Genomic DNA, 26,215 nt, shown 5'->3' with positions numbered 1-26,215 from the left:
AAAAATCAAGGCTCAAAGCGTCTGAAGCATTTACAAAGAAAACACACGCACCGGATTTTCTCGCATCATTCTATGCAAGTTTTCTTCAGAAATGCCAAAAGACAGCAGCTGATCGAGAAATGTTGTCAGAAGATAATCCAATCCGATTTCACCACCATAACTGCGCAGTCGTTTCGCTGTCGTGTCCAAAGAAAGTAATATTTTGCTGCAATAACCTGCCTCAATCATATGAGAAATTAATCGGCATTCCTGCTGATCATCGTGATATGCCAGACGATGAATTGTGTCATAATCCAGAAAAACACCCGTTGCGGCAATTTCTTCATGCACTGAAAAATCTTCCGCCTGCCTGTCAGCATGGCAAATGACGATATGTCCTGTTTGCAGTCCTTCCTCGACGCAGATTCGAATTGCCGGAATTGCGTTTTTCCCTTTTTCTGTGTGCATCAACAACGGTACACCGGTGAAAGCTGCAGCCTGAGCTGCTGACCGCAGTAAAATTTCATATCTGCCTGCCGGACCTTCCGCCGGAATTGCCGCCTTGACGATCCCAGCCTTTAAATCCGGATCAATCATCCGGAAATCCTGACATTCGGCTCCGGACGTCAGCTCCCGAATAAACAAATCTGTCAATTGATGCTGATCTGCAAAATGAATCCAATGATCCGGCGAATAAAAGGCCAGTAAATGATAACCGGTGGAAGCAACAATCTGCACTCCGGACACACGGCTCAAACGGGCTAAAGCCTGGATATCTCTTCCAGCGCTCCACGGCTGTGCATCAATCATGGTTGTTCCGCCAGAACGGTAATAATCCTGTAATTCTTTGATGGATTTCGCTTCGTCATCAAAGCATAAAGCGGAATTTGCATCAGCCGCAGGAGTGTATCGAACAAAGATATGTTCATGCATCTGACAGTGACCCAGTTGTTCAGGATAAATTTCTCCGCAAACAGTTTGAATTTTATTATTGATCATACAATCCAACTCGCCCATCGACAGTATTACAAAAAATAAACATTCTCCTCAGATTCCAGTAATTTGAAACAGGAAAAAAATCCTTACTTGATTGATTCAAAAAGTCAATCCATATTTCGAATTGCTGTTCAGAATTCGAATCGCTGGCAACAATAGAACAAGGGTGTTATTTTCATTTCGTTTTACGAAAATAACACCCTTGATTGATTCATTCGACAGATTATCCGACAGCTTCGAGCGTCTTCTTCATAAAAGCACAGGCTTTTCGCGCTTCAGTGTCCAAATCATATCCAACACACTGATCCCGCCAGATCTTGATGTCTTTTCCAACCTGGCCACCTGGCACCAGGAAGGGTTCCATTACCAGCGATCCCTTAAAATTAATCTTTTTCAGGGATAATGCCAATTCATCCCACGGAATATGTCCTTTTCCGCAGCCGGGAGGCATGCGGTGATTCTCTCCGAGATGCACATGGCCCAGAAAATCGCCGGCGGTTTCAACAGCAGCAGCGATGGAATCCTCCTCAATATTCATGTGGAACGTATCCAACAGCAATTTCACATTGGGATGGTTGATCGCCTGACAATATGCCACACCTTCGGCAGCTGTATTTAATAGAAATTGTTCAAATCGATTGACAATTTCCATGCATAATACGACGTTATTTTCTTCCGCTGCTCGCGTAACCTGGCGAACACTGTTTAAACTTAATTCCAGAAAATCCTGCCGGGTCAAACTGCTCTCCGGCATGGTGGCTGGCCATGTGCCGTAGAGAATTCCGGAAAGATCACCGCCTCCCATTTCCCCGATACCTTGGATTTGTCCCAGCAGATATTTCACACCACGCTTTCGGGTTTCTGCATCTTCCGAAGCAACATCATATGCTTTTGGAATACCAATGCAGTAAGTCAGCTCAATTCCGCGCGCTTTGGCGTGATCTGCCAGTTTCTTGCGTTCGTCTTTGGACATCTGACCGACGGTGCCGCCATTAACTTCCAGAATATCGAAGCCCAGATCAGCGACTTTGTCAACAAAAGGATTGAAATCAACATCCCACTCATGGGTCCAATACGCATAATAGATTCCGACTTTATTTTTCATGATTCCTCGTCCTTCGAAAACACTTTATACTCAATTCCTAATATTTTTGCAACATTGATCATTTCATTCACATAATTGCCACAGATCCCATGTATGTGATTACAGGGATAGGATTCCAGAAAATCATCCGCAGATGTGTGCAACCGTGCAAAAGCGTGCGGCCATTCAATATCTGTTGTGTGTGCTTTTGCTTCCATTTTTTCTTGCGAGAATTCCTGGAACTCGCAAGGGACTATTGCCAGCCAATATTTTCCGTTCTTTCGGGCGAATCTTGCCATTGTCATCGGACCGGGACCTGCAAAATACTGCACGGAAGCGCCGCCGGCAGGATAATCCGGAATTTCTGGATAAAATGTGACTTTCTTCAAATTTTCCGATGGATCCAGTGACCGATTGGCAAAAAATGTCGCATGCGTTCCGGAGTTTGCGAAATACCACACATGATCTTCTGTATCATAATGCCGAATATCGCAAAAGATCGCCGGTTGTCCGTATGAAACGTGTTTTAAGAATTCCATCGTCAGTGCGCCATCCATATCCGCTTCGGTCGCAGCCACAATCGGTTCATGCGCTCCTTCCCAGTCATACGGATCATTTAAGAATGCCTCTGCGATATCCATGGTCGCAAAATAATCCGTCAGATCGCCATGCGCTTTAAACCCGACGAAATCCAGGTCTTTAACCTGCATAATTTCCCGGATGGCATGATAGGATCGAATTTGTTTTTTCAGCTTATCCGGTGTCAGCACCTTTCCATCATACCGAATTTGCTTTACCTTCGATTCCAGCCATTTCAAACCTGCATTAACTCTGTCTTCCGCAATGGTCTCACTGACACGAACAATATCATATTGTTCAATATGCTGCACATCAACGCCAAAGATCTGCCGCCATTGATCCTGGTTTGCGACAGCCGTATACATGCCAAGCGGACGCCCGCCAAATAATCCATACGTTTCACCTTTGATGTGATTGACTGCGCCTGCTGCCCGCACATACTGCATTACCCGTTTCAGAATTTTCGGATCATGAATATCCCCCCAGATGCGGGTATAGGTAAGTCCCAATTGGTCCATCGTGCCGGCACAAGCCAGCATGCCCACCATGCCCGGCTCTTTCGGATGAATATTGCAGAACAGGAGATAGGGTCCGGGAGCGAAATTGGTCGCTATCGCCGCAAGATTAGGAAAAGCCCAAATCGCATAATTCAAAATGGTCATGTCAACGCGGTTTTCCAGCATTCGGCGTCCTTCGCTGCGCGCCGTTTCCGCATTCCAGATAATTTCTTCCCCCTGAACCACTTCAACTTCGCCGGTTGATTCAAGAGCCTGCGCCAGTTTCCGCTGATAGTTCTGATTCAACGCCACCAGTGTATCATGAATGTATTTCCTGCCATCCGAGAATGTCAGAATTCCAACTTTTATTTTTCTGATCGCCATATCGTTTCTCCGCGTATGATAAATTTTATCGTTTTAATGGTGTATAACGGTAATCCGAAATTTGGAAAAAGTTTTTAGCCGAAAAGAGGATGGTTGTTGTTGAGCTGGTTTTGTATCGAACACAAGACCAGCTCAACATAATTAATCCATTTCATATTTCAAATCACCGCATCTTGACAGATAAATCTGAATCCTTATTTTTTATATAACGGGCCGTAATTCAAACAAGCCCGAAAATCAGCGCTTTCCAGATCTTTCGTTCCAAACGCACCCCAAACCGAAGGTCGGTAAATTTCTTTTCCAGTCAGATTATGCATACCGACCGGTATACGCAGCATGGCAGCCAATGTAATCAGGTCTGCACCGATATGCCCGAAACTCATCGCGCCATGGTTTGCGCCCCAATTGTTCATCACTTCATAGACATCATTGAATGGGAATTCACCGGTCAAACGAGGTACAAACCAATGTGTCGGCCAGGTAGGATCCGTCCGCTCAATAATCTTTTTTGCAACATCCTCCGGCAGATCAGCAGTCCATCCTTCGGCAATCTGCAAAACCGGACCAATTCCTTTGATGATGTTCAAACGCGTCATTGTCATCGGCATACCACCTTTGCCAAGATATCCCGACGAAAAACCGCCGCCGCGAAACGCATCCAATTGAGCCGGGAACCAGGTCGTGGCGTTTAGACATTTTTCCATCTCACTTTCGGTAATTTCCCAATACGGCTTCATAACCGGTTTTCCATCTTTTTCCATTTGACCACTGGCATCAAGAGAACAAGCGCCAGAATTGATCAAATGGATAAAACCATTTTCAGCAATACCTTTTAACTGATGGCCGGTTATGCGTTCAACAGCTTCAGGACTCCAATACGTTCTTACATCGGCAAAGATCTGCGGCAAGTTTGTCAGCAAGTATCCGAACAGCATACAAACCGCATTCAGGCTGTCGTTTTCCGTCGCAAACGGAAATGGAGCACGAATACCGTTCCAGTCAAAAGAGGAATTCAGCATGGATTCCATAAAATCGCCGTTGGGGAAGTAATCCGTCCATTGCCGCTGTCCCTGGAATCCGCCCAGAATCGCATTGTGGCCCAAAGCTTCTTCGGAGAAACGTTTTTCAAAATTCGGATTGCCGATCATCAGATCTCGTGCGCAAAGGAACATTTTGACAGACATTTCCCAATCCTTATCCAGCTGTTCCCTTGTCTTGCTGCGGTCTTCTTCGGATTTTCCTGATCCTTCCTTACAGTGCTTTCTGACCCAGTCAATTGCTTTCTCATATTCTTTATGATCGTAAAGTTCCAGATCAAATCTGCGCACCAATTCGACCATATCGATAAACTCAACGCGCATTCCTAAATAATCTTCAAAGAAATCGGAATTCACCATGGACCCCGCGATTCCCATGGACGTGCCGCCTAATGACAGGTAAGATTTATTCTTCATCATAGCAACTGCCAGTCCGGCTTTCACAAAACGCAGGATCTTTTCCTGTACATCCGGAGTAATAGTTGTATCATCTTTTTCCTGGACATCCCTCCCATAAATAGAGAATGTCGGAAGCCCTTTTTGATTGTAAGATGCCAATGCAGAAGCAAGATAAACTGCCCCCGGCCGTTCTGTCGCATTGAAACCCCAGATCGCCTTAGGCAATTCCGGATTCATATCGATAGTCTCCGCGCTGAAACACCAGCTTGGCGTGACAGTCAGTGAGACGCCCACACCTTCCCGTGCAAACTTTTCATCCGTGTGAACTGCTTCCACCACACCGCCAATTGTTCGATCAGCGATCACACACGCAACCGGAGACCCATCCGGGTATCTTAAATTCGCCGAAATAAATGCTGCTGCAATCTTTGCCATGCCCATCGTCTGATCTTCGAGTTTTTCTCGAATCCCGTTAACACGTCCGTCGATGATTGGACGAATTCCCACCTTGGGAAATTGTCCTACCCAGCGCCAGGATCCAAAAGGATTTTTCTTCGCATCATTTGCCATTAGACTCTCTCCAGTTCTTTTATCCAATTAAGGATACTTTTTCCCGCTTGCGTAAAGTAATCCGGTATTCAGCAATTCCAAATTTGATAAGACGGTATGAGAAAAAAGAGAAAACCTGTTGTAGTGTTGTTTTTGCGCTCCGCGTAAAAACAACACTACAACCAATAACTCTTCTCATATATCAAATCGCTGTCCGGTGTTGTTGAATAGAGAAGTTTGTAAATATCTTTTTGATGTGTGAAAAAGATATTCACAAAATACCTCCCATTCAAAAAGAAATCATACTTCTTGAGAGCTGCCATTGCCGCTGAAAAGCGGCAATGGCAGCATGATGGTAAAACAGATAGGATTAGTCTGCGTACTTCGGATCGGTTGAATATAAGTATTCAAGCGTCTGAACATTTTCCGGTGTTGCAAGACGTCCGGAAATCAGGTTAACTTTCTCATAAGGTTCGCCATTGACCATCTTATTCAGTGTGTCGACCAGGAGAACAGAAACGGAGTAAGCTTCCCAGGTTGTACCGACATCAATGATGCCATTGACCATAGCTTCATAACCCATCGGGTTGATGTCGTCTGCCGCTATCCAGATATGTTTCGGATCGCCGGTAGGGGCATCTTTATCCACTGCGGATAATGCGTTTTCGACAGAGGAGAAAGCAAAGTCAGAAGCGACATACATACAGTTGGCATCCGGATTCGCCTGCAACGCATTGAGCGCTCCCTGATAGAATTTTTCCGGTTTCCATTCAGTCGGAACTTCAGCTACGGTAGTCCATGCACCAAGTTCTTTTTCAACTTCTGCCCATGCCTTATGGCGAAGAACAGCGGTATTATCGAGTAAATCACCCTGAAGTTCGATACATTTCCCTTCAATGCCATTATCTTTCAGCAGTTTCGCAAATGCTTCTGCGGTGGAACGTGCCTGGAGATAACCATCTTCCCCGACATGAGCGGTAGGATCACCGCTGGTGGAAGCACGATCGAATGTAATGAAAGGAATTCCAGCTTCTTCAGCAGCTTTAATCGATGCGCCGATTGTACCTGAATCCTGAGCACGAGCCACAATATAATCAACTTTCTGGTTGATGCAGTCCTGGATGTTGTTATTCTGCAGGTTTGCATCACCGTTGGCCACATTCACAATCCATTCGTACTTGATGCCGGTTGTCGGCTCTAATTCCTTCGCATACATTTCCATGTAATCTTGCCATGCCTGAATCAGGGAGTGAACTTTTTCATTCCATGACACACACACTTTCACAGTCTTTTCCTCTCCCGCAGGAGCGAAAGCAGCAAGCATGCTGAGAACAACTACTAACAACAGTGTTACAAGAATCTTCTTTTTCATTGACAATCTCCTTTTTATTATTTTTAAGTAATGCCGAACTGCATCACCTTTTTCCCTTTATTTCGAATATGCAGCCATCCTTCAACCGATCAGGATTGCACAGAAATTTATTGCGCGTTCGAGACCGTTGTTGGTTCATCTTCCATAATCTTCACCTTCGGCTTCACTTGCGTTTTCAGAGAATCAGCAAACATCGAAACAAAAATGACACCGCCTCTGACGAACGAGTAAACATAAACCGATGCGCCGATGTAATTAAGCCCGGTTTCAATGACAGCCAGCGTAATTCCGCCGATCAGAACTCCCGGCAAAATGGTCCCTTCACCGCCATATAAGCTGACTCCGCCGATTACCAGCATCGCAATTGCTGTAAATTCATAGCTCGTTCCGCTGGTCGGAGTCACGGAACCCACCTGGAGCGACATGATGATTGCTCCAATACCTGCCATCAAACCGCAGACAACGTAAGCAAAAAAACTGATTCTCTTTTCCTTAATTCCTAATTTCTCCGCAATTGAGATATCATTGCCGATGGCAACAACCTGTCGTCCAAATTGTGTTCTTGAATGAATTAACATCATAATGAGGAGGATAAACAGGCTGAAAAGAATATCAATATAGATCGGTCCGACTTTTTTATTCCCCAGAAAACGAATGGAACGGGGAAGGCTGACGACCATGGAATTCGTCAACAGCAATCCGATTCCACGAAATGCGAGCTGTGTTCCAAAAGTGGCGATCATCGGATTGACATTCAGGATGACGACGAAAAATCCGTTCAAAACGCCCATCAGACAGGATAACACCAACATACTGACCACCGCTAACGGAATCGGAAGTCCCATTCTGGAAATCATCAATGCGCCGATGGCTGCGCTGAGATAGGCGATGGATCCGACAGAAATATCAATCCGTTTTGTCATAATCACAAAAGCCAGTCCTGAAGCAATGATCAGTAACGGGGCTGCAGTATGAAGAATCGACATTGCCGCATTCATTGAAAAAAAGCTGGGTGCTGTCACGGAAAAATAGACGATCACAAGCAATAACACAAGCAGAAAGCCATAAGTGAAGAGAAAATCACGCAGAGAAAAATTATGTTGTTTTTTTGTCATCATGATCATTCCTTTTTTGAAGCAGCACCCGTTGCAGTCGCTACCAAATCTTCTTTTGACGCGTTGCTGCCAAATTCGGCAACAATGCTTCCGCGTTTCATAACCAGGTACCGGTCGCTTACACTCATAATTTCTTCAATTTCCGAAGAAATCACCAGTATGCCGGCTCCCTGTTCTGCCAGATCCGAGATAATCCTGCGGATATCCGCTTTAGCACCTACATCCAGACCTCTTGTGGGTTCATCCATAATATATATCGGCGGATTTTTCTGCAGCCACCTGCCGATAATCACCTTTTGCTGATTTCCACCGGACAAAGTCTCAACCCGCTGCGCTTGACTGGAAATCTTTATATCCATCCTTTTTACATATTTATCGGTTTCACTGTTTTCCAGTTTCGAATCAATCACGGAGGAAAATGGTTTCTTTTTGGTCAGATTTGTAAGGTTGGCAAGTGACATATTATTGCAAACGGACATGGGAAGCAGCAATCCTTCTTCCCGTCTGTTTTCTGTAATCATCCCGATGTATTTCTTGGTCTCGGATTGTTTGACCGGCATCATTTGATCACCCATCTTGATCGAAATAGTTCCGCCATCAATCGGATCGAGTCCTACCAGAGCCCGGGCTACTTCAGTTCTGCCCGAACCCAATTGTCCCCACAATCCGACGACTTCGCCCTTCCTTAATGAGAACGAAATATCATTGATGACACCCGATCGATAGATCCCTTTGACGCGCATGATCTCTTCACCAGCTCTATGCTCCGATCGTTCATAATAGGTATCAATTTCCTTCTCGCCGATCATCATCTTTACAATATCACGGTTGGTATACTCAGAAACTAAACCGCCTCCGGCAGTCTCTCCATTGCGTAGAACCATCACCCGATCACATAAACTGAAAACCTCATCCAGAAAATGCGAAATATAGATGATGACAGATCCTTCCTGTTTTAAGGTACGGATTACTTCAAACAAATGCTCTTTTTCTCTGGATGTCAGCGAAGAAGTCGGCTCATCAAAAATGATGATCTGCGGATCATGCAGCAAAGCCCGCCCAATTTCCACCATTTGCTGATCACCCGGGCTGATATTCCGGATCCTTTCTCTGGGATCGAAATTGCAGCCAAGACGTTTTAAGACAACCCGACAACGCTGATAAATCGTTTTGTAATCAATCAAACCATGTTTATAAGGGAATGATGAAATATACATCGTATCCGCAATGCTCATCGTCGGCAACATAGCCATTTCCTGATGGACAAAAGCAATTCCATTGGCTGCTGCATCCGACGGAGAACTGATGCGAACTTCTTTCCCATTAATATAGATTTTTCCGCTGTTAGGCTCGATATTTCCGCCCAATACATTCATCAGAGTAGATTTTCCTGCGCCATTGGCACCAACCAGTGCTAAGATTTCACCCTGTGACGCTTCAAATGTGACATTTTTTAATGCCTGAACTCCCGGAAAAGACTTTGCAATACCATCCATTTTCAAATAAGGAATTGTCATTGCATCCTCCTACTTTGTAGATTTCTTGCGGCTGTTGGCATCAATCGCCACAAAGGTGATGATGATGATGCCTTTGATCACCAATGTCAGATAGTACGATACATTTGCCATGTTCATTACATTGCTGATCAGTGTGATAATGATCGCACCGATTACCGCGTTGACAGCCGTCCCAACACCGCCCATCGTGCTGACACCGCCGACTGCAGCGGATGCAATAATATCCATGGCGACAGCGTCTTTCCCCATCTGCGGACTTGCAGCATATAATCGGGATGTCATAATAATTGCTGCCAATCCTCCCATCAATCCAGCAAACGAATACGCTGCAAGGACGACCTTTTTGGTAGGGACTCCCGATACACGGGACGTTCGCATATTTGTTCCGGTTGAATACAGCCAACGGCCATAATAGGTTTTTGTGACAGCAAACTGCAGGAAGAGCGTCAGAATCAGCACGATTATGATCGGCAGTGGAATCCCGCCGATTTTCGTGAGCATAGCATTACAAAAATTTTCAGGCACTGGAATGCTGATCTGATTGGTAATCATTGTTGCTGCACCGATGGTGATGGCTTGCATCGCCAACGTTACCACAAAGGGGATCATGCCGAAATAGCTGACAGAAATACCGTTGATCAAACCTAATGCAGCCGGAACGAGCAGCATGATTACTGCCCCGAGAACAGGATTGCCGCCAGCCCTCATATACATTGCGCCAAAAATTGATCCTAAAGCCATGACGCCCGGCATGGAAAGATCAATACCACCCAGAATTAATACAGCCGCCTGTCCGATTGCCAGAATTGCCAACGATGCAGTCTGAAGCAATACCGAGAGAAGATTCGAAATCGTTAAAAAGTAGGGAACAAAGATACTGACTGCAGCAAAAACAACCACCAGAACAATATAAGGAAGATATCGCGTCCAGTAAATATCCGCTGCTTCTTTAGAATCTTTTTTTGATAGCTGCTGTGTTACTCCGGAATTTAATATACTCATTTCCACAGTCCTCGCTTCATATTAAAATCTTCTTATGATCCAACAAAAATTGGATCATAAGAATAAATCATGGATTTCGGTTGTCTAACTTGTTATCATGTAATTATATTTCAGCTCATTCTAACATGGATTTTCGATTATTCAATCGCTTCCGAGGAAGATAAAAGTCACATAAATTCCATGACTATGATATTATTGTTGAAATTTTGAAAGAAATGTTATTCTTTTTTGCAGGTAATTCCGGTCTTACTGGATCCTTTCGCAAAAAAAATGGCATTGACAGTACAATACAGTTGACATAAAATTTGTAATTACAGGATTATATGTTCAAGAAAGATCACCAGAAGGATTATGGAACCAGAAGCTACCATTAATTTTGACAGCAACATACCATATTACATTCAGCTCGTAAAATTGTTGAACGATCAGATTACAGATCAGAAATGGAAACCCGGGGAACAAATACCGGGCGAACAGGAATTATGTTCGCTTTACAATGTCAGTCGGACTGTTGTCAGGCAGGCTTTAGGAGAACTGGAACGCTCTGGTTTGATTTCCCGAAAAAAAGGAAAAGGGACTTTTGTCTCTGAGCCAAAAGTTGAGGAAGGTCTGATGCAAAATCTGACCGGGTTTCATCAGGAAATGGCAGCCAAAGGAGTCAATACCATTACGAAGGTATTACACCATGCGGTAACCAAAGCCAATTCGAAAGTAGCTGAATATCTCGGGATTCCGGAAGGAACAAAGGTCATCGATATCCAGCGACTTCGTTTTGTCGACTCAAAACTGAACCATTTTGTGACCACATATATCCCGTACGATTTATGTCCCAAACTGGCCGATGCCAATCTTGAAAATCGCTCCCTTTATGAATTTCTGGAGAAAGAATGCGGGATTTATATCACCAGCGGCCGGCGTTATGTGGAAGCTGTCGCTGCGACAGAAACGGAAGCACTGCTTCTCGGAGTCGAACGCGGTTCGCCACTGCTTCTTTTAGATAGTGTCAGTTTTGATTCGAATGGACGATGCGTCGAATATTATCATGCGCTTCATCGCGGAGATTGCTCCAGGTTCACGGTGGAATTAGTCCGATCGCATGAACAAACATGATTTTGTATCCGCATTTTGTCGACGATTCGGATTTTAGAAAAATTGAAATAATTTGATATTGTTTTTACGCTCCGCGTAAAAACAATATCAAATTATTTTTCTCGTTTTTTTAGAAAAGTTTTTTGATCAGCAAGCAGTCCCGGCTGAAAGCTGGTCATTTGGAGTCTGCCATGCAGAAAAAATATTTAATTGGCGTCGATCTTGGAACAAGCAGTACGAAATCCGCGCTGTTTACTATTAACGGTAAAAAAATCGCTGAATTTAGCGTTTCCGTACCAATCTACTACCCGCAGCCTGGAATTGTTGAACAAAATGATCAGGATTTCTATGATACTGCTGCCCAAACAATCCAAAAGATCATTCAGGATAGCGGAATTGATCCCAGGGAAATCGCTGCCATTGCCTTTGATTCACAAATGGCTGGAATCGGCATGATTGACGAACATTTTCAACCCGCTGCCAGATTTGATTCATGGCTGGATATGCGATGTAAACCCTATATTGATTTGATGGATCGGGATGCAGGAGAGTTGGTAACACGGATCACTGGTTGTCCTCCCACCTGTGACCATGGATCGAAAATCTTGTGGTGGAAAAACGAGCAGCCGCAAATTTACCAAAACACAGCAAAATACGTCATTCCTGGCGTTTATGTTGCCGGACGGATGGCTGGTCTGAAAGCGGAAGACGCATTTATTGATTACACCTATATTCACTTTTCAGGCTTTGCCGACAATGAAAAAATGTGTTGGTCAGAAGAATTATGTTCCCGTTTCGGAATCGATCGTTCCAAACTGCCGAGGATCGTCAATCCCTGGGATGTAATCGGAGAAGTGACGGATGAATCAGCGAAAAAATTTGGATTGGCACCCGGAACAATCATTGCAGCCGGTGCTGGCGATACTGCTGCAAATGCTTTAGGCGCGGGAATCGTTCGTCCCGGAATGCTGCTGGATGTCGCAGGTACAGCTTCTGTGCTGGCTGGATGCACTGACCAGTATGCACCCGACGTAAAAAACCGAGCATTACTCAGTATGCGGTCGATTATTCCCGGTTTATGGAATCCACTGGCATACATTGGCGGAGGCGGGATTGCTTTGAGCTGGTTTAAAGAACAGTTCTACAATACAAATCGCGGGAAATCGCTGCCGGATGACGAATCGTTATATGCGGAAATGCTGGCTGCTACAAAAAATGTTACTCCAGGCTGCGAAGGGCTGTTATTCTCTCCCCATCTCGGCGGCAGAATCTGTCCATCGAGTGCAGCGATGCGCGGCGCCTGGATTGGCGCCTCCTGGTCGCATACGCAGGCTCATTTCTTCCGTGCGATATTGGAAAGTGTCGCTTATGAATATGCATATTATCTGGAGATTTTGCGAGCTCTGCTCCCGAACTTAACTTTCTCCGAAGCGAGAGTGGTCGGCGGTGGAGCAAAAGGTGATCTCTGGAATCAGATTAAAGCTGATGTGCTGGCTGTTCCCTATCAACGTCTGCAGGGGAAAGAATTTGGCTCCTGGGGAATAGCCATGGTTGCCGGAAAAGCCGCTGGAGTGATTGAAAATCTGGCCGAATTTGCGATCCAAACTTCTTCATTATCTGGCAATCCGTTTCAACCGATCGAACAAAACATCAAAATTTACCACCCGATAATTCAAAAATATATCCATATGGAGAATATGCTGAATTCTTACTTCAATCAGAATATATAAAATTCTTTATGAACCTTTAATTTTCTATAATTCGAAATTATCGAGTACCTATAAAAAAAGTGAGAAAAATTGTTATTGTGTTGTTTTTGTGCTTTGCGTAAAAACAACACAATAACAATTGATTCTTCTCAAATTTCGAATTATGGTTTCTTTTTTATAGGGTTGGGAAAAATAAGATTAAAACAACGGAAATATGATTCTTCGAATAAGAATAAAAATCAGCAGGAATTTGAAAAATGGAGCGACCTTTCGAAATAAGGTAAAACAACCATGAATTCGCTTCTTATTTCGAATTGCAAAATAATCAGAAGAAAAGGACTATAAAATGAAAAATCAGGTTCGAATTTGCATGATCGGCTCTGGAAGGGTTGGAAAAAATCATTCCGGCATTATTAGGAATAACATTCCTGCCGCAAAAATTGTTGCTCTGGTGGATCCGATCGAAACTGCCCGGCAAGAGACTGCCGCCGAATATGAAATTGAAGAGCAATATGAAAGTCTCGACCAGGCATTGGAGCGATCCAAATTCGATGCAGTCATGATAACGACTCCGCCATCTTCTCATTTACCTTTAGCGATTCTGGCTGCGGAAAATAAGAAACAGATATTCCTTGAAAAACCAATGGGCTTAACCATGGAAGAATGTCATCAGATTTCGGATGCAGTGGATCGAAACCATGTCATCCTGCAGCTTGGTTTCATGCGGCGTTTCGATCCGGAATTCATACACGCTTATGAGCGAATCCAGGGCGGCGAAATTGGCGACCCGATGATGATTAAATCCAATACGCATGGACCTGGTTTGCCGGCAGCCCGTTGGGCGCAAGATCTGAAAACATCCAATGGCATGCTTTCCGAGGTGAACAGCCATGATTGGGACAGTGTCCGCTGGCTGATGGGCGCTAATATCGAACGCGTCTACGCAGAAGTAGCTAATTTCAAAGGAGCTTCCTACAACGTCACAACAGAGAATTTCTATGACAACGTCTTAGTGAACTGCAAATTTGAAAACGGCGGATTGGGTATGATTTCAGGGATATGCCCTTGCGGATACGGCTACGACGCCAGAGTTGAAATTGTCGGTACGAAAGGAATCATGCAAATCGGAACGATTGAAGGAGAAGCGATCGTTGTCTGTAATAACCGTGAAACAGGCCTAATTCGGCCGATTGTAAAAACCTGGCCGCAGCGCTTTGCGTACGGTTATATCAATGAAATAAGCCACTTTGTCCAGTGCGTTCAAAATGATCAACAACCATGTGTCAGCATGGAAGACGGGAAATGGGCTGTCGCAGGTGTACTGGCAGGCACAAAATCATTCTTTGAAAAACGTCCTGTCTATCTAAACGAAATATACAGTGCATAAAAGGAATCGGTAATTCGAAATTTTGGCCTGTGTTTTGAATAAAGAGATAAAAAATTCTCCCCATATTTCGAAATACAGAATGAGAACAGGAGAAACGATTATGTTGGCAGCAGTCTATTATGGAAAAGAGGATATTCGGATGATGGATGTCCCCAAACCGGAAATTGGTCCGGGTGAGTTGCTGATCAAAGTGTCAAGTGCCAGCATTTGCGGAACAGATCTGCGAATTTATCAAGGCGGACATCGATATTATCCGGAAGGTACAATCCGCATTCCCGGACATGAAGTTGTTGGAATCGCCGAAAAAATCGGTGAGGGTGTCGAAGGATTGTCCATCGGGCAGAAAGTATTTATTGCGCCCAACATGGGCTGCGGACACTGCAAGCAGTGTATTACGGGTAATAACAACTTGTGTTCGAACCATTTTGATGCCATCGGTATCACCATCGACGGCGGTTTTGCTGAATATATGCGGGTCCCTGCCAATGCCGTCCAGCAAGGCTGTGTCATAAAAATCCATGACGATGTCGATCCGGCAGTTGCAGCACTGATTGAACCGTTTGCCTGCGTGTTGCGAGGGCAAAAAGCCGTGCATATCCAACCCGGGGATGTCGTGTTGGTTATCGGAGCTGGTCCGATCGGGATTATGCATGCAAAATTAGCGAAAGTATGGGGCGCAGGACGCGTCATCGTCAGTGAAACCATCCCATTCCGTGCGGAACAAGCCAAAAGAATGGGCGCTGATCGGGTTGTTGATCCGACAAATGAAGACTTGGAATCCGCCATCAAAGAAGAAAGTGAAGGCAGAGGAGCAGACGTCATCATTGTTGCCGCACCTGCACGCGGAGCGCAGGAGGGTTCATTATCGCTGGCTGCTGTCGGAGGCAGAATCAACTTCTTCGGTGGATTGCCCAAGGACAATTCCAGCATCAGTTTTGATTCCAATATCGTCCATTATAAAGAACTACTGGTAACAGCCACCACAGCTTGCAGCACAGACAATTGTTGGCAGGCAGCACAGATCATCAATTCAGGCAGAGTGGATCTCAGCGATCTGGTCAGCAAGCGTTTTCCGCTGAAAGAAGCAAAAGAAGCTTTTGCAGAAGCGTTGCAAAAAAAGGCTTTAAAAATCGTCATCGAACCATAGTTTTCCTCCAATATTATTTTTTGTCTCTAAGAATAAGACCATCCTTAAAAAAAGGACGGTCTCATTCTTTTATATAACCAAGGTATCGATGATCCAGTCAGCAACTCGAAACATGGATTGACTTATCGAATAAAGAAAGAAAATTCAATTGATATTTCGAATTGCTAATGTTGTTATTCTTAATAATTGAGGAAAATTACTGGTTTTAGTGTTGTTTTGGGGTTTTAATACAAGACAATTTTCAAACGGAAACAAGGTTGATCTCAAAAAATGACAATTCCATACCATGAAAACCGTAAATTATTTCCGTAGATAAGCATCCTTCTCCTGTGGCGGAACCATATTGCCACCAGTTGCCCAAACGATATGTGTGCCGGCTCTGAGATGGTTATTCACAGAGAATAAACCCGAAAATCCCGCACTTGCGGATGGTTCGATAAATATTTGTTCCGTTTGATACAGCAGTTGAAGATACTGAAAGAGTCTCTCATCACGGACGGTAAAGCATCCATCCAGAATTGGAGCCATCAAGCGGCAGACTAATCCTGATGGTCTTTGGACTGCCAGTCCATCCGCTGCCGTTCTTCCGGTTAGTCCGATATCCGATACTGAAATCTGATCCCAGCATTCAGTCATTAATCCCAACATCATACAAGGAGCCTGTACAGGCTCTGCAAAATAACAGTGCACCAAATCTCCATATATTTGTTTCAATCCAAAAGTAATTCCACCTGGTCCACTGCCGACGCCGCAAGGTATATAGACAAACAAAGGATGCTGTTGATCAACGAGTATTTTTTGTTCAGCCAGCTGTTTTTGCAACCGCAATGCTGCAGTTGCATAGCCAAGGAATAAATCAGCCGAATTTTCATCATCGACAAAATGACAGAATGGATCCAATTTTGACTTTTCTCTACCGGCAGCAACGGCAAGTGTATAATCGCCGTCATATTCGATCACCTGTACTCCTTTGGATCGAAGAAGATCCTTCTTCCAGGTTTTTGCATCGGAGGACATATGAACTTCCGACCGAAAGCCTAATGCGGAACTGATAATGCCGATACTCAATCCGAGATTCCCGGTAGAACCCACTGCAATTTTATATCTGGAAAAAGCCTCCTGGAAACGTTTTTCGCAAAAAATGGAATAATCCCGATCAGAAGAAATCATCCCTGCTTTTTGAGCAATCTCTTCAGCAAATTTCAGAACTTCATAGATTCCGCCACGGGCTTTTATCGAGCCACTGACAGGAAGCTGATGGTCACATTTTAAAAATAAATCTCCGGAGATTTCATCATTCTTAAGTCTCTCAAGCGCTTTTTTCATGAGAGGAATCGGTTTTAAAGGCGACTCAATCATCCCGTTCAATGCTCGGGTATATGAAAAGGTGCGATAGATAAATGGAGCAAAACGGGTGAGTCGGTTATCAGCATCCAGGATATCACGCTTCGAAATTGAGCACGGAAAAGAATCAGATCCGCGATTTGTATTTTCCCAGAATACTTCTTCACCCTGGATCATGCATTCGATCAGAGGGTTCTGTATGATAAGTTTTTGCAGATCATCCATTTTCATACGTAAATAATAATTCAAAATATGGGGAGGATTTCTTATCTCTTAAAAACTTAAGGCCAATCTACATTGCGAATTACTGATTGATAAATTTCTATTCCGAGAATAAATTCTAACTGATTATGAAAATATTCCAATGAATATTCCTTCGATTACTTCGCCCCGTACATTTTAATCCAGCGAATTAATTCCAACATGCGCTCTTCGGAATCAATACTCTGCAGATCGGCTTTTTCTTCACGTGCTCGATCAAAAAGTTCAGTTCCATACCGTTCGATGAGTGGAATTACGCTTTCATCCCCCTGAACTTTTGCTTTAAAACAGAGTGCTGACAAAAACTCCACCAAAGATTCATTAGATTGGCTTGTTTCATATTCCGACATTAATGCATTCAAATCAGTATTCGAATAATCGCCAAGCCCAAAAGGTTGTTGATCCTTTTTGCTTTTTCCTATGAAAAAGATCAACAATGTGATCAAAACAATCATCAGTATGGAAAGACTGATGGCTTGATTATTTTTCTTCACGTTTATACCTGCCATTTCAGCAATTCGAAATATGAAGATGATTCTTTATTGTTGTGCAGTCTTACGCTTCGTGTAATAAACTGCACAACAATAATTCATTTTTCCGGTTTCGCGAACCGCTAGCTGCATTTTTTATGAGCTGATCGAATCATCGATTTCACACCAGTCCATCGCCATCGCAGCGTAAATTTTTGTAGCTTTTATCAAATCCTTAATCACAATGAACTCATTATCACCATGTACGGAATTATTAATGGCTCCGGGACCTAAAACGATGGTTTTGATGTTATTTCGATTGAGGTAATATGCATCACAAACTGCCCGGAATCCAGAAAGTACAGCCGGATCGCCGGTTGCCTCCAAAACAGCTTTCTGTAAAACCTGAACTCCCGGTTCCTTTTCGTCCACATGAAAACCCGGCCAATCCTGGATGACCGGAGCTTCGACAACAGGTGGATGCACACGCAGCCAGTCATCCGTTGATGCGATCGCAGCGATTCCCCGGCGCACCTCATCCAGCAGCTCATCCCGGCTGACCAGTCGATCCGGATACCAGATACTGAACGTGTATTCCATGCGCGAAGGAACGGTTCCCAAATATTCACCGCCTCGAATATCACAGGGATTGATGGTAAAAACACCCACACCTTGCTGATCATGCCCCGGTTTTCCACCCCAGCCCATGATCGGATCACGATAACGATGATTCCATTCTGTCTCAAGCCGATTGATGTAATCGACAAGTGGCAGTGATTTGCGGAAAGCATCTACGGCGACATCGTTCCCGCTGGACAGGCCGTTCGGTTGAGGAAACAGCATCTGCCCGCGAGCTGAGACATGCACTCCTTTTCCCTCAACAATTAATTTGAAAAAAACAAGCGCTGACGATGCAATGTGAATTTCCAGATTGCTGGGTTCACAGCAGATCGCAAAGTCGGTATGATAATGATCTTTGAGCGCCCGTTCTGCACCGATTGTTTCAGCCGATTGCGATTCCTCTCCAACCGATGAATGGAAGATCATATCCCCGCGAAGCTTGATCCCCGCTTCACGGATCGCCTTCATGGCATAATAAGCCGCAGCAAGGCCACCTTTCATATCGCTCGTCCCGCGGCCATACAGTTTTCCATCGATCTCTTTTGGTTCAAATGGCGGGCAAACCCAACGCTCCGGAAAACTGATGGGAACCACGTCACTGTGCCCCATAAGCGCCAATGACTTACCCCCTCCGGTTCCATTAATCTTGCCGATTACATTAGGACGTTTCTTCTCCTCGTCGTATGCTGCCTCGATGACGGTGTCAAAACCCTCTTTCCTCATCAGTTCTGATAAATACAGCTGCATAGGAAGTTCATTGCCATGGCTTTCACCATCATTGATTGTATTAAAACTGACAAGTTTCCTCAGAAAACTTACGATTTCTTCTTGATGCTGATCGATATAATGAAAAACCTGTTGTTTTTTGTCCATTTTTTTACTCCAAAATTAAAAAGAGGCGGAAGTTTTCCCACCTCTCTTTTATTTTTATTAGATTTTCCAACTGATGATTTTCTTTTGTGCAAAAGAAATCAGCCAATACATCATAAGACCGACAATCGTCACGTAAAAAATACAGGCAAAAGATTCGGTCGTTTTCAGGAATTGCGAATATTTGATAATCTGACTGCCCAATCCCATGTTACCGCCAACATATTCTGCACTGATGCATCCGGTAGTGGCGAAAATTCCTGCCAGACGGACTCCTGTAAAAATATCACTAGCCGCTGTGGGCAGTATCACGCGTCGATAAGATTGCAATCTGGAAGCGCCCAATGATTGCATCAGCTCTTGCCGCATGATTGGCACATTATTAAATCCGGTACAGGCATTCATGTTGACAACCGCAAAGGATTGAATAATTACTGTAACAACCCGTACATTCATGCCATATCCCATGAAAAGCATCAGCAGGGGAACCAATGAGATCAAAGGAACCATCACCAGAAATGTAACATAGGGTGATAACGCTGCATTGACGACTTTAAAACTGGTAATCAGGGATGCAAGCAGAATACCGATCGGAACCGCAATGATAAACCCGAGCAATACCGTTTCTATTGTCACTAAAATATGCGGCCAAAATGCTGGAAAGTTCACAATCATCGATTTAAATATTTGCGAAGGCATCGGCAAAAGCCACTTTGGAATCTTCAATGCCCGAACAATAATCTCCCAGCCTGTAAAGATGAGAAGAAACATGATGATTGGCGCGATAAAACTCTCAATTCTTTTTTTCGTCATATTTTTCCTCTCATTACTTAATCTTGCTCAAGTCTAAATCGCCGATGAGTTTTGTCAGTTTCTGTTTATAACTAATAAACTCAGGCTGTGTAATCATTTTCAAAGATCGAGGTCTGGGAAGGTCGATATTCACGGTGGATACCAATCTGCCCGGCTGCGTTCCCATAATGTAGATTCGGGAGGAAAGGAGGACAGCTTCCTCGACGTTATGCGTGATAAAGATAATGGTTTTCCGTGTTTCTTTCCAAATATCCAGGAGTTCCATATTAAGCTGCTCCCGCGTCAATTCATCCAATGCGCCAAAAGGTTCATCCATCAACAGAATCTCCGGATCATGAACCATTGCGCGGATCACACCTGCCCGCTGCAGCATTCCACCCGAAATTTCATATGGAAACAATTGCCCGGATTTCGTCAAACCAACCAATTCCAACAATTCATCCACGCGTTTTTCCCATGCCTGTCCTGAGAGACCAAAAATGCGGAGAGGCAGAGCAACATTTTCACGAACCGTATACCAGGGAAGAAGGTTAGGCTGCTGAAAGATAAACCCCATTTTTCTCAAGGTTTCTTTCGGCATTTTTCCTTCTTCATTCACCTGAATTCCATCCAGATAAATGGCTCCGTATGTCGGCTTGATAATGCCGTCTAACATTCGGATAAGCGTCGATTTTCCGCATCCCGAAGGGCCGATAATCGATACAAATTCACCTGTAAGCACTTCCATGGAATAATCTTTTACCGCAACAATCTCCTGGCTGCGGGTTTCGAAAACTTTGCTTACATTGTCAAATTTGATTCTGGGTTCCTGCAAGGTCTTTTTCCCTAGTTCTTCCATAATACAATCCGTTTTTCAATGAGTTCTACAATGCTGAACAGGCAAATTCCGATCAATGCGATGATGATAATACAACCATAACTCAGTTCGATGCTGTTGTACTTCGTGTATTGAACAATGCGGCTGCCAAGTCCGACAGTTCCAGCAACAAAATCAGCGCTGATCGCACCAATGGTAGAAAAAATACAGCCCAGTTTAATTCCAGTAAAAACCTGAGGCATTGCATTCATAAAAATAATCTTAATAAAAGTCTGCCGCTTTGAAGCTCCGACAGATTTTGCCAGTTCCAATTTTTCACCTTCAATATTGGTAAATCCGTTCAACGTATTCAGCGTAATGATCGGTGTTGCCTGAATGATCACAACAATCACCCGAAGGTTCGGATCCGTTCCAAGCCAGAGCATAATCAACGGAATCAGCGTAATCATCGGTGTAATCACTAGCCAGATAATGACTGGAGAAATGGCTTTGACCAGAATTTCATATTGTGAGAACAAAGCTGCAATTAGCATTCCCAACGGTACCGAAATCATGAAACCAATTGCCACGATTTTTAATGTGAATAAGAAATGAGGCCAGATTTCAGGAAAATTACTGATGGTTTGGGCAATGATATCTGTAGGAGGCGGCAGAACAAAGCGAGAAATACCAAAAGCGCGTGTAAAGAATTCAAGAGCAGCAATCAATATGACTAAAACAATTAATGGCGCCAAAATGTTCAGATATCCGGATCCGATGGATTCCGGTTTTCGCTTCTTTTGAACAGCAGTTGTTGTATTCAAATTCTTTTCCTCCCTCTTATATAGTCGAGCGAACGATATCGTTGATCATTTCACGAAGTTCGTTAAATCGCTGATTTTCATAGATATTCTCATCACGCGCAGTGATCGGGATGTTCACTTGAATCTCATGGGAAATTGTCGTAGGAAGAACCGGTGACAGCACAAAGATCCGATTTGCCAGAAGCAGCGCCTCGTCGACATTATTCGTGACCATCACTACTGTCTTTTGCGTTTTTTTCCAAATATTCAGTATTTCATAAGACAACATTTTCCGTGTGATTGCATCCAGAGCACCAAGTGGCTGATCCAGGATCAGCACATCCGGATTATGCACCAAAGCGCGCGCGATTCCGACCCTTTGCCGCATTCCACCGGAAAGTTCATGTGGATACTCTTTTTTATATGCTTTTAATCCGACAATATCCAGCATTTCATCAATACGAGCCGTCCACTGTTCACCCTTCAGATGCATCATTTCAAGCATGAAGCGAAGGTTGCCTTCGGTTGTTCGCCATTGGAGCAAGTTATTATTCTGAAAAACAAAACCAAATTTCTTAAGTACATCCCTTGGAATTTCTTGCCCGTAGTCTTTTCCATTAAATTCTATATTGCCAGAGGAAGCCGGAAGAATACCGCCTAATATTTTTAGGAAGGTCGATTTTCCACAGCCGGAATTGCCCAAAATAACGACAAATTCCTTTTCAAGGATCTCCATACTGATTTCCTTGATGACTTCCACCTTACTATCAGAATTTTCTGAACCGAATGACTTACTGATACGGTTGATTCTGAAAATTTTATTTTCCATAAGCGTTTTCACAGTACTAAACTTGGATCAAGAATATTATCCATTGATATTTCAATGGGTTTTCCAACGATTTTTGATAAAATCGCTACATAAGCGCCATGTTCCAGAAAATCAGCAAGAACAAACGCTTCTTCCAGATCTTTTCCCAGAATCACAGCGCCATGATTTCTCAGCAATGCGGCACGATGATCTTTCCCCAAAGCAGCAACAATATTATCTGCCAATGTCTGAGAGCCAACCAATCCGTATTCCGCACATTTCACATCGCCGCCAAGAAATAACGCCTGTTCAGCCAGCAATACAGGAATATCTTCGCCAGTCGCTGCAAATGCGGAAGAATATAATGGATGACTGTGAACAATTGCATGAATTTCAGGTCTCGCTTTGTAGATTGCCAAATGCATAGGAAGTTCAACAGTCGGAAGAAATCCGTTATCATCGACCAGATTCCCATCAGGATCACAGACACAAATATGTTCCGCTTTAATGACACTCCAATTGGGGCGAATATCAAATTTTGCATTAGGTCTTGGACAGACATAGATATAACCGGTTTCAGCATCCCGCATGCTCCAGTCACCGGAATCCATTCCCGGCGTCAATTTCCTCTCAAAAAACTGTTTTGCATAAGAGGCAGTCAGGTGTTTAAATTCCCATCTCACTTTCTTTTCCATTACGCTGTTATCACTCCTTTTTTTTATATAGTTAGGTGATTTCTCTTATTTTCGGCGCAGAATGCAATCCATTGAAGCCGATGCATTATAGATCATCTGATCTGTGTAAAGGTGATAGGTCGGACACATTTCAGCACTCGCCCAACCGTGATACCCGACTGCTTCAAATGCATCAATTACTTTTACCCAATCAACATCGCCCGCGAGTAAATCGACGAATCCCGCCAGACCTTTAGCATCTCTGCGAAAATCTTTAAAATGAACTTTCTTTATCCGTTTATTAAGAATTTTGATCCAGTGTTCCGGATAACCAAAAAGAAGCATATTGCCTACATCCAGAAAAGCGCCGACAAAAGGAGAATTGATTTCATCCAAAAAATTTTTCATTTCCAGCGGACTCAGCAAAAATTTGTTCCAAATATTCTCAATTCCGATGATTACGCCTTTTTCTCCCGCATAAGGAGCCAACTCCATTAACGCTTTCTGTGCGCGTTCATAAGCTACGTCATAATCGATAATTTCAGATCCAGCAAAAAATTCGATATTTCCGGCATCAGGAACAACATCCTCCGGTTTAAAGTCCACGCCGACAGTACCCGGACAAACTAAAATACAGTCAACCCCAAGTAACGCTGCAACATCAATCTGACGTTTGACAACTTGTTTTGCTTTTTCCCGGATATCCTCACGGTTGCTCGTCAAAGAATACTGCCAATATAGTCCGGTAGCCAGGCTGCAAATTTCAATTCCGATTTTTTCTGATGCTTTTTTGATTGCGATAATCTCTGCGTCACTGCTTTTCATCCCGATCGGGCCATCAGCCGCCAGTGCCAGTTCAATTCCTTCGAAACCGGCATCCTTTGCAAGCTGCATACATGATTCAACAGATTTACTTTGGTCAAATGACCAGATATTGATCCCTTTTTTTATCTGTGATTTCATATCTTTCTCCCTCAGCAAAAGTATTCAATTTTCCATAATCGAGCGAATTCTATCATTCTTCGCCATATTATAGTTTTATATCATCAAATCAACAAGGTTAAATGATTCAATTTGATTCTTTTTTTATCAATTTATTTGCATTATCTTCCAAAATGAATTATTCCTCCGGACAAACAGAATGATGATGGGCGGTATTCCCACTGCTATTACGATGGAAAAAACATTCAAATCCGTTCAATCAAGCCATTCTGTAGCTTCATGAACAATCCAAATTTTGATAAAAATTCTTTGTTATTGTGATGCTTTTGTGCTTCGGATAAAAACATCACAACAACAAGTTCTTCCCGATCCATTCGAATAACAAGTCGATATTTCGAATTGCTGGTTTTTCATGAATAACGATGCATAATATCTTTTGTCGCCTGATACAGTAAATAATATTGTTCACGATATGGCGCGTAGGTTTGATAAACCGCCATGTCAGGAAAAATTGACCGCTTTAATTGAATTTTCTTTGTCAGCTCTTCCGAATTCTGATAAAAACCGATTCCAAGTGCAGATAACAATGCATCGCCATAAGCAGCGCCCATCTCAACTACGGCTGTATGAATGGTTTTTCCGCTGATATTTGCAACAGCTTGGATCCATTTTTCATTTTTCGTTCCGCCACCGACAGCCATGATTTTCTTTGTTCTCATATTGCGTTCATCAAAGATTTCAAAATGCTGATTAATACCGTAACCAACACCCTCCAGGCAAGCGTTATAGACATGCTCTCTTGTATGATGAAGGTTTAATCCAAAAATCAAACCTTTGGCGAGCGGATCATTAATCGGTGTGCGTTCACCTGAAAAATAGGGTAAAACAACCAAACCTTCTGATCCGGCAGGGATATCTTTTGCCAATGCAGCCATCATGGCATAAGCATTCTCTCCACTTGCATTTGCTTCCGCTGCAACATCCCTGGCGAAATTATCGCGAAACCAACGGGTCAACGTTCCGGCACAGCTCATTCCAGCAGCAATAGCATAGGTATTCGGGAAAAGATATGGACCAGCCCAGAGACGTTCATCCTTTGTAAAATGATCAACGACATGAATCATGAAAATCGAGGAGCCAAACATCAACATCATATCTCCCGGATCCAGGACACCGACGCTGAAAGCTTCAGCAGAAGCATCCGCCGTTCCAGTCGTCACCGGTGTTCCGGCAGCCAGTCCGGTTTCCCGGGAAGCTTTCTCAGTGACCTCTCCGACAATCTCATGCGTCCATTTGCAATCTGCCAATTGTTCTCGTCTGCAGAATAACGACAAATCACTATCCCAATCCTTTTTTTCGATATCATAGATTGGTACCCAGGTGGCAGCCGTATAATGGTCAATCGTAAATTTACCGGTAAGTTTTGCGACAAGGTAAGTACTTCCTGTGATGAACTTATCCGTTCGTGCATAGATTTCCGGTTCATGATTCTTGATCCAAAGGATTTTCGCAGCTGCTGACTGAGAGGTCAGCGGAGTTCCGCATTTTTCGAAAATCTGATGCTTCCCATAAAGTCCTTCAAGATAAGAAATCTCTTCAACAGCGCGGACATCAATCCCATAAAGAATCGCCTTACGAAGCGGGTTCAAATCCTTATCAACAGGGAGGCAGCAAGGTGCAATCGTACTACAGCCAACACTGGCAATGTCGCGGGGGGAAACTCCTGATTTCGCAAGAATTGCCTTTGAAATTTCGCAAAAATCAGCCCACCATGTTTTTTCTGCATCGTGTTCCGCATAACCTGGTTTTGGTGATTCCATCGTATGCGGACATGAATGAGAAGCAATGATTTGCGCTTCCTCATCAACCAGAGCGCCTTTGCTCTCATAAGTGCCAATATCAATTCCTAAAAAATATTGTTTACTCATTAGCTACCATCCAAAAGATTTGATCAAAAACAAAATTCCGTTC

Annotated in this window: 22 protein-coding genes; 4 read left to right on the top strand and 18 right to left on the bottom strand. The window is 43.6% G+C overall.

From position 1 onward, the window contains the following. Positions 1-30: 30 nt before the first annotated feature. The 8 genes from ATC1_RS04660 to ATC1_RS04625 all read right to left on the bottom strand — a co-directional run bounded on the left by ATC1_RS04660 (position 31) and on the right by ATC1_RS04625 (position 10,510). Positions 31-978: a phosphotriesterase family protein gene (locus tag ATC1_RS04660; protein ID WP_172667715.1), complete on the bottom strand. Its 948-nt coding sequence runs from the start codon at positions 976-978 to the stop codon at positions 31-33. Between the two features lie 220 nt (positions 979-1,198). Then, on the bottom strand, positions 1,199-2,080 hold the full coding sequence (locus tag ATC1_RS04655; protein ID WP_062278823.1) for a D-psicose 3-epimerase: 882 nt from the start codon (positions 2,078-2,080) through the stop codon (positions 1,199-1,201). Beyond that, positions 2,077-3,519 (bottom strand): L-fucose/L-arabinose isomerase family protein, encoded by a 1,443-nt coding sequence (locus ATC1_RS04650; RefSeq protein WP_062278821.1) that lies wholly within the window; start codon positions 3,517-3,519, stop codon positions 2,077-2,079. The genes ATC1_RS04655 and ATC1_RS04650 overlap by 4 nt, the downstream gene beginning before the upstream one ends. A gap of 194 nt (positions 3,520-3,713) precedes the next feature. Next, positions 3,714-5,525: an L-fucose isomerase gene (locus ATC1_RS04645; RefSeq protein ID WP_062278820.1), complete on the bottom strand. Its 1,812-nt coding sequence runs from the start codon at positions 5,523-5,525 to the stop codon at positions 3,714-3,716. 349 nt (positions 5,526-5,874) lie between these two features. After that, a complete protein-coding gene (locus tag ATC1_RS04640) occupies positions 5,875-6,876 on the bottom strand; it encodes a sugar ABC transporter substrate-binding protein (RefSeq protein ID WP_062278818.1) in 1,002 nt (333 codons plus the stop codon). A gap of 107 nt (positions 6,877-6,983) precedes the next feature. Further along, entirely contained in the window at positions 6,984-7,994 is a 1,011-nt protein-coding gene (locus ATC1_RS04635; RefSeq protein WP_062278816.1) for an ABC transporter permease, read from the bottom strand. 2 nt (positions 7,995-7,996) lie between these two features. Then, complete coding sequence (locus tag ATC1_RS04630) at positions 7,997-9,508, bottom strand: sugar ABC transporter ATP-binding protein (protein WP_062278814.1); 1,512 nt, start codon at positions 9,506-9,508, stop codon at positions 7,997-7,999. Positions 9,509-9,517: 9 nt separating this feature from the next. Further along, positions 9,518-10,510 carry an ABC transporter permease gene (locus ATC1_RS04625; RefSeq protein WP_062278812.1) on the bottom strand — a complete coding sequence of 331 codons (993 nt, stop codon included), beginning with the start codon at positions 10,508-10,510 and terminating at the stop codon, positions 9,518-9,520. A 351-nt stretch (positions 10,511-10,861) separates the two neighbouring features. Here ATC1_RS04625 and ATC1_RS04620 point away from each other — a divergent pair, with 351 nt between their 5' ends. From ATC1_RS04620 to ATC1_RS04605, 4 genes are all read left to right on the top strand, one after another. After that, positions 10,862-11,620, top strand: a complete 759-nt coding sequence (locus ATC1_RS04620) for a GntR family transcriptional regulator (protein WP_062278811.1) — start codon at positions 10,862-10,864, stop codon at positions 11,618-11,620. Positions 11,621-11,790: 170 nt separating this feature from the next. After that, positions 11,791-13,329 carry a xylulokinase gene (locus ATC1_RS04615; RefSeq protein ID WP_062278810.1) on the top strand — a complete coding sequence of 513 codons (1,539 nt, stop codon included), beginning with the start codon at positions 11,791-11,793 and terminating at the stop codon, positions 13,327-13,329. Between the two features lie 325 nt (positions 13,330-13,654). Continuing rightward, positions 13,655-14,695, top strand: a complete 1,041-nt coding sequence (locus tag ATC1_RS04610) for a Gfo/Idh/MocA family oxidoreductase (protein ID WP_062278809.1) — start codon at positions 13,655-13,657, stop codon at positions 14,693-14,695. A 100-nt stretch (positions 14,696-14,795) separates the two neighbouring features. Beyond that, positions 14,796-15,842: a zinc-dependent dehydrogenase gene (locus ATC1_RS04605; protein ID WP_062278808.1), complete on the top strand. Its 1,047-nt coding sequence runs from the start codon at positions 14,796-14,798 to the stop codon at positions 15,840-15,842. A gap of 300 nt (positions 15,843-16,142) precedes the next feature. Here ATC1_RS04605 and ATC1_RS04600 read toward each other — a convergent pair whose 3' ends face one another. The 10 genes from ATC1_RS04600 to ATC1_RS04555 all read right to left on the bottom strand — a co-directional run bounded on the left by ATC1_RS04600 (position 16,143) and on the right by ATC1_RS04555 (position 26,172). Beyond that, a complete protein-coding gene (locus ATC1_RS04600) occupies positions 16,143-17,411 on the bottom strand; it encodes a D-serine ammonia-lyase (protein ID WP_062278997.1) in 1,269 nt (422 codons plus the stop codon). A gap of 155 nt (positions 17,412-17,566) precedes the next feature. Then, the gene (locus ATC1_RS04595) at positions 17,567-17,941 is read right to left on the bottom strand and encodes a hypothetical protein (RefSeq protein WP_152024225.1); all 375 of its coding nucleotides are present in this window, start codon (positions 17,939-17,941) and stop codon (positions 17,567-17,569) included. Positions 17,942-18,073: 132 nt separating this feature from the next. Beyond that, positions 18,074-19,411, bottom strand: coding sequence for a M20 family metallopeptidase (locus tag ATC1_RS04590; protein ID WP_062278805.1), 1,338 nt, complete (start codon positions 19,409-19,411; stop codon positions 18,074-18,076). Between the two features lie 57 nt (positions 19,412-19,468). Beyond that, positions 19,469-20,221 (bottom strand): ABC transporter permease, encoded by a 753-nt coding sequence (locus ATC1_RS04585; protein ID WP_062278803.1) that lies wholly within the window; start codon positions 20,219-20,221, stop codon positions 19,469-19,471. Between the two features lie 13 nt (positions 20,222-20,234). Next, positions 20,235-21,059: an ABC transporter ATP-binding protein gene (locus ATC1_RS04580; protein ID WP_062278802.1), complete on the bottom strand. Its 825-nt coding sequence runs from the start codon at positions 21,057-21,059 to the stop codon at positions 20,235-20,237. Beyond that, positions 21,047-21,841: an ABC transporter permease gene (locus tag ATC1_RS04575; RefSeq protein ID WP_062278800.1), complete on the bottom strand. Its 795-nt coding sequence runs from the start codon at positions 21,839-21,841 to the stop codon at positions 21,047-21,049. Before ATC1_RS04575 ends, ATC1_RS04580 begins: the two co-directional genes overlap by 13 nt. 16 nt (positions 21,842-21,857) lie before the next feature. Next, positions 21,858-22,649 (bottom strand): ABC transporter ATP-binding protein, encoded by a 792-nt coding sequence (locus ATC1_RS04570; RefSeq protein ID WP_062278799.1) that lies wholly within the window; start codon positions 22,647-22,649, stop codon positions 21,858-21,860. 8 nt (positions 22,650-22,657) lie between these two features. Further along, positions 22,658-23,323: a class II aldolase/adducin family protein gene (locus ATC1_RS04565; RefSeq protein WP_062278797.1), complete on the bottom strand. Its 666-nt coding sequence runs from the start codon at positions 23,321-23,323 to the stop codon at positions 22,658-22,660. A gap of 45 nt (positions 23,324-23,368) precedes the next feature. Next, complete coding sequence (locus ATC1_RS04560) at positions 23,369-24,253, bottom strand: sugar phosphate isomerase/epimerase family protein (protein WP_062278995.1); 885 nt, start codon at positions 24,251-24,253, stop codon at positions 23,369-23,371. A 401-nt stretch (positions 24,254-24,654) separates the two neighbouring features. Then, complete coding sequence (locus tag ATC1_RS04555) at positions 24,655-26,172, bottom strand: FGGY-family carbohydrate kinase (protein ID WP_062278795.1); 1,518 nt, start codon at positions 26,170-26,172, stop codon at positions 24,655-24,657. Positions 26,173-26,215: the final 43 nt, after the last annotated feature.

This window comes from Flexilinea flocculi (assembly GCF_001192795.1).
Taxonomy (GTDB): Bacteria; Chloroflexota; Anaerolineae; order Anaerolineales; family Anaerolineaceae; genus Flexilinea; species Flexilinea flocculi.
This window is presented reverse-complemented; position numbering and strand designations above follow the sequence as displayed.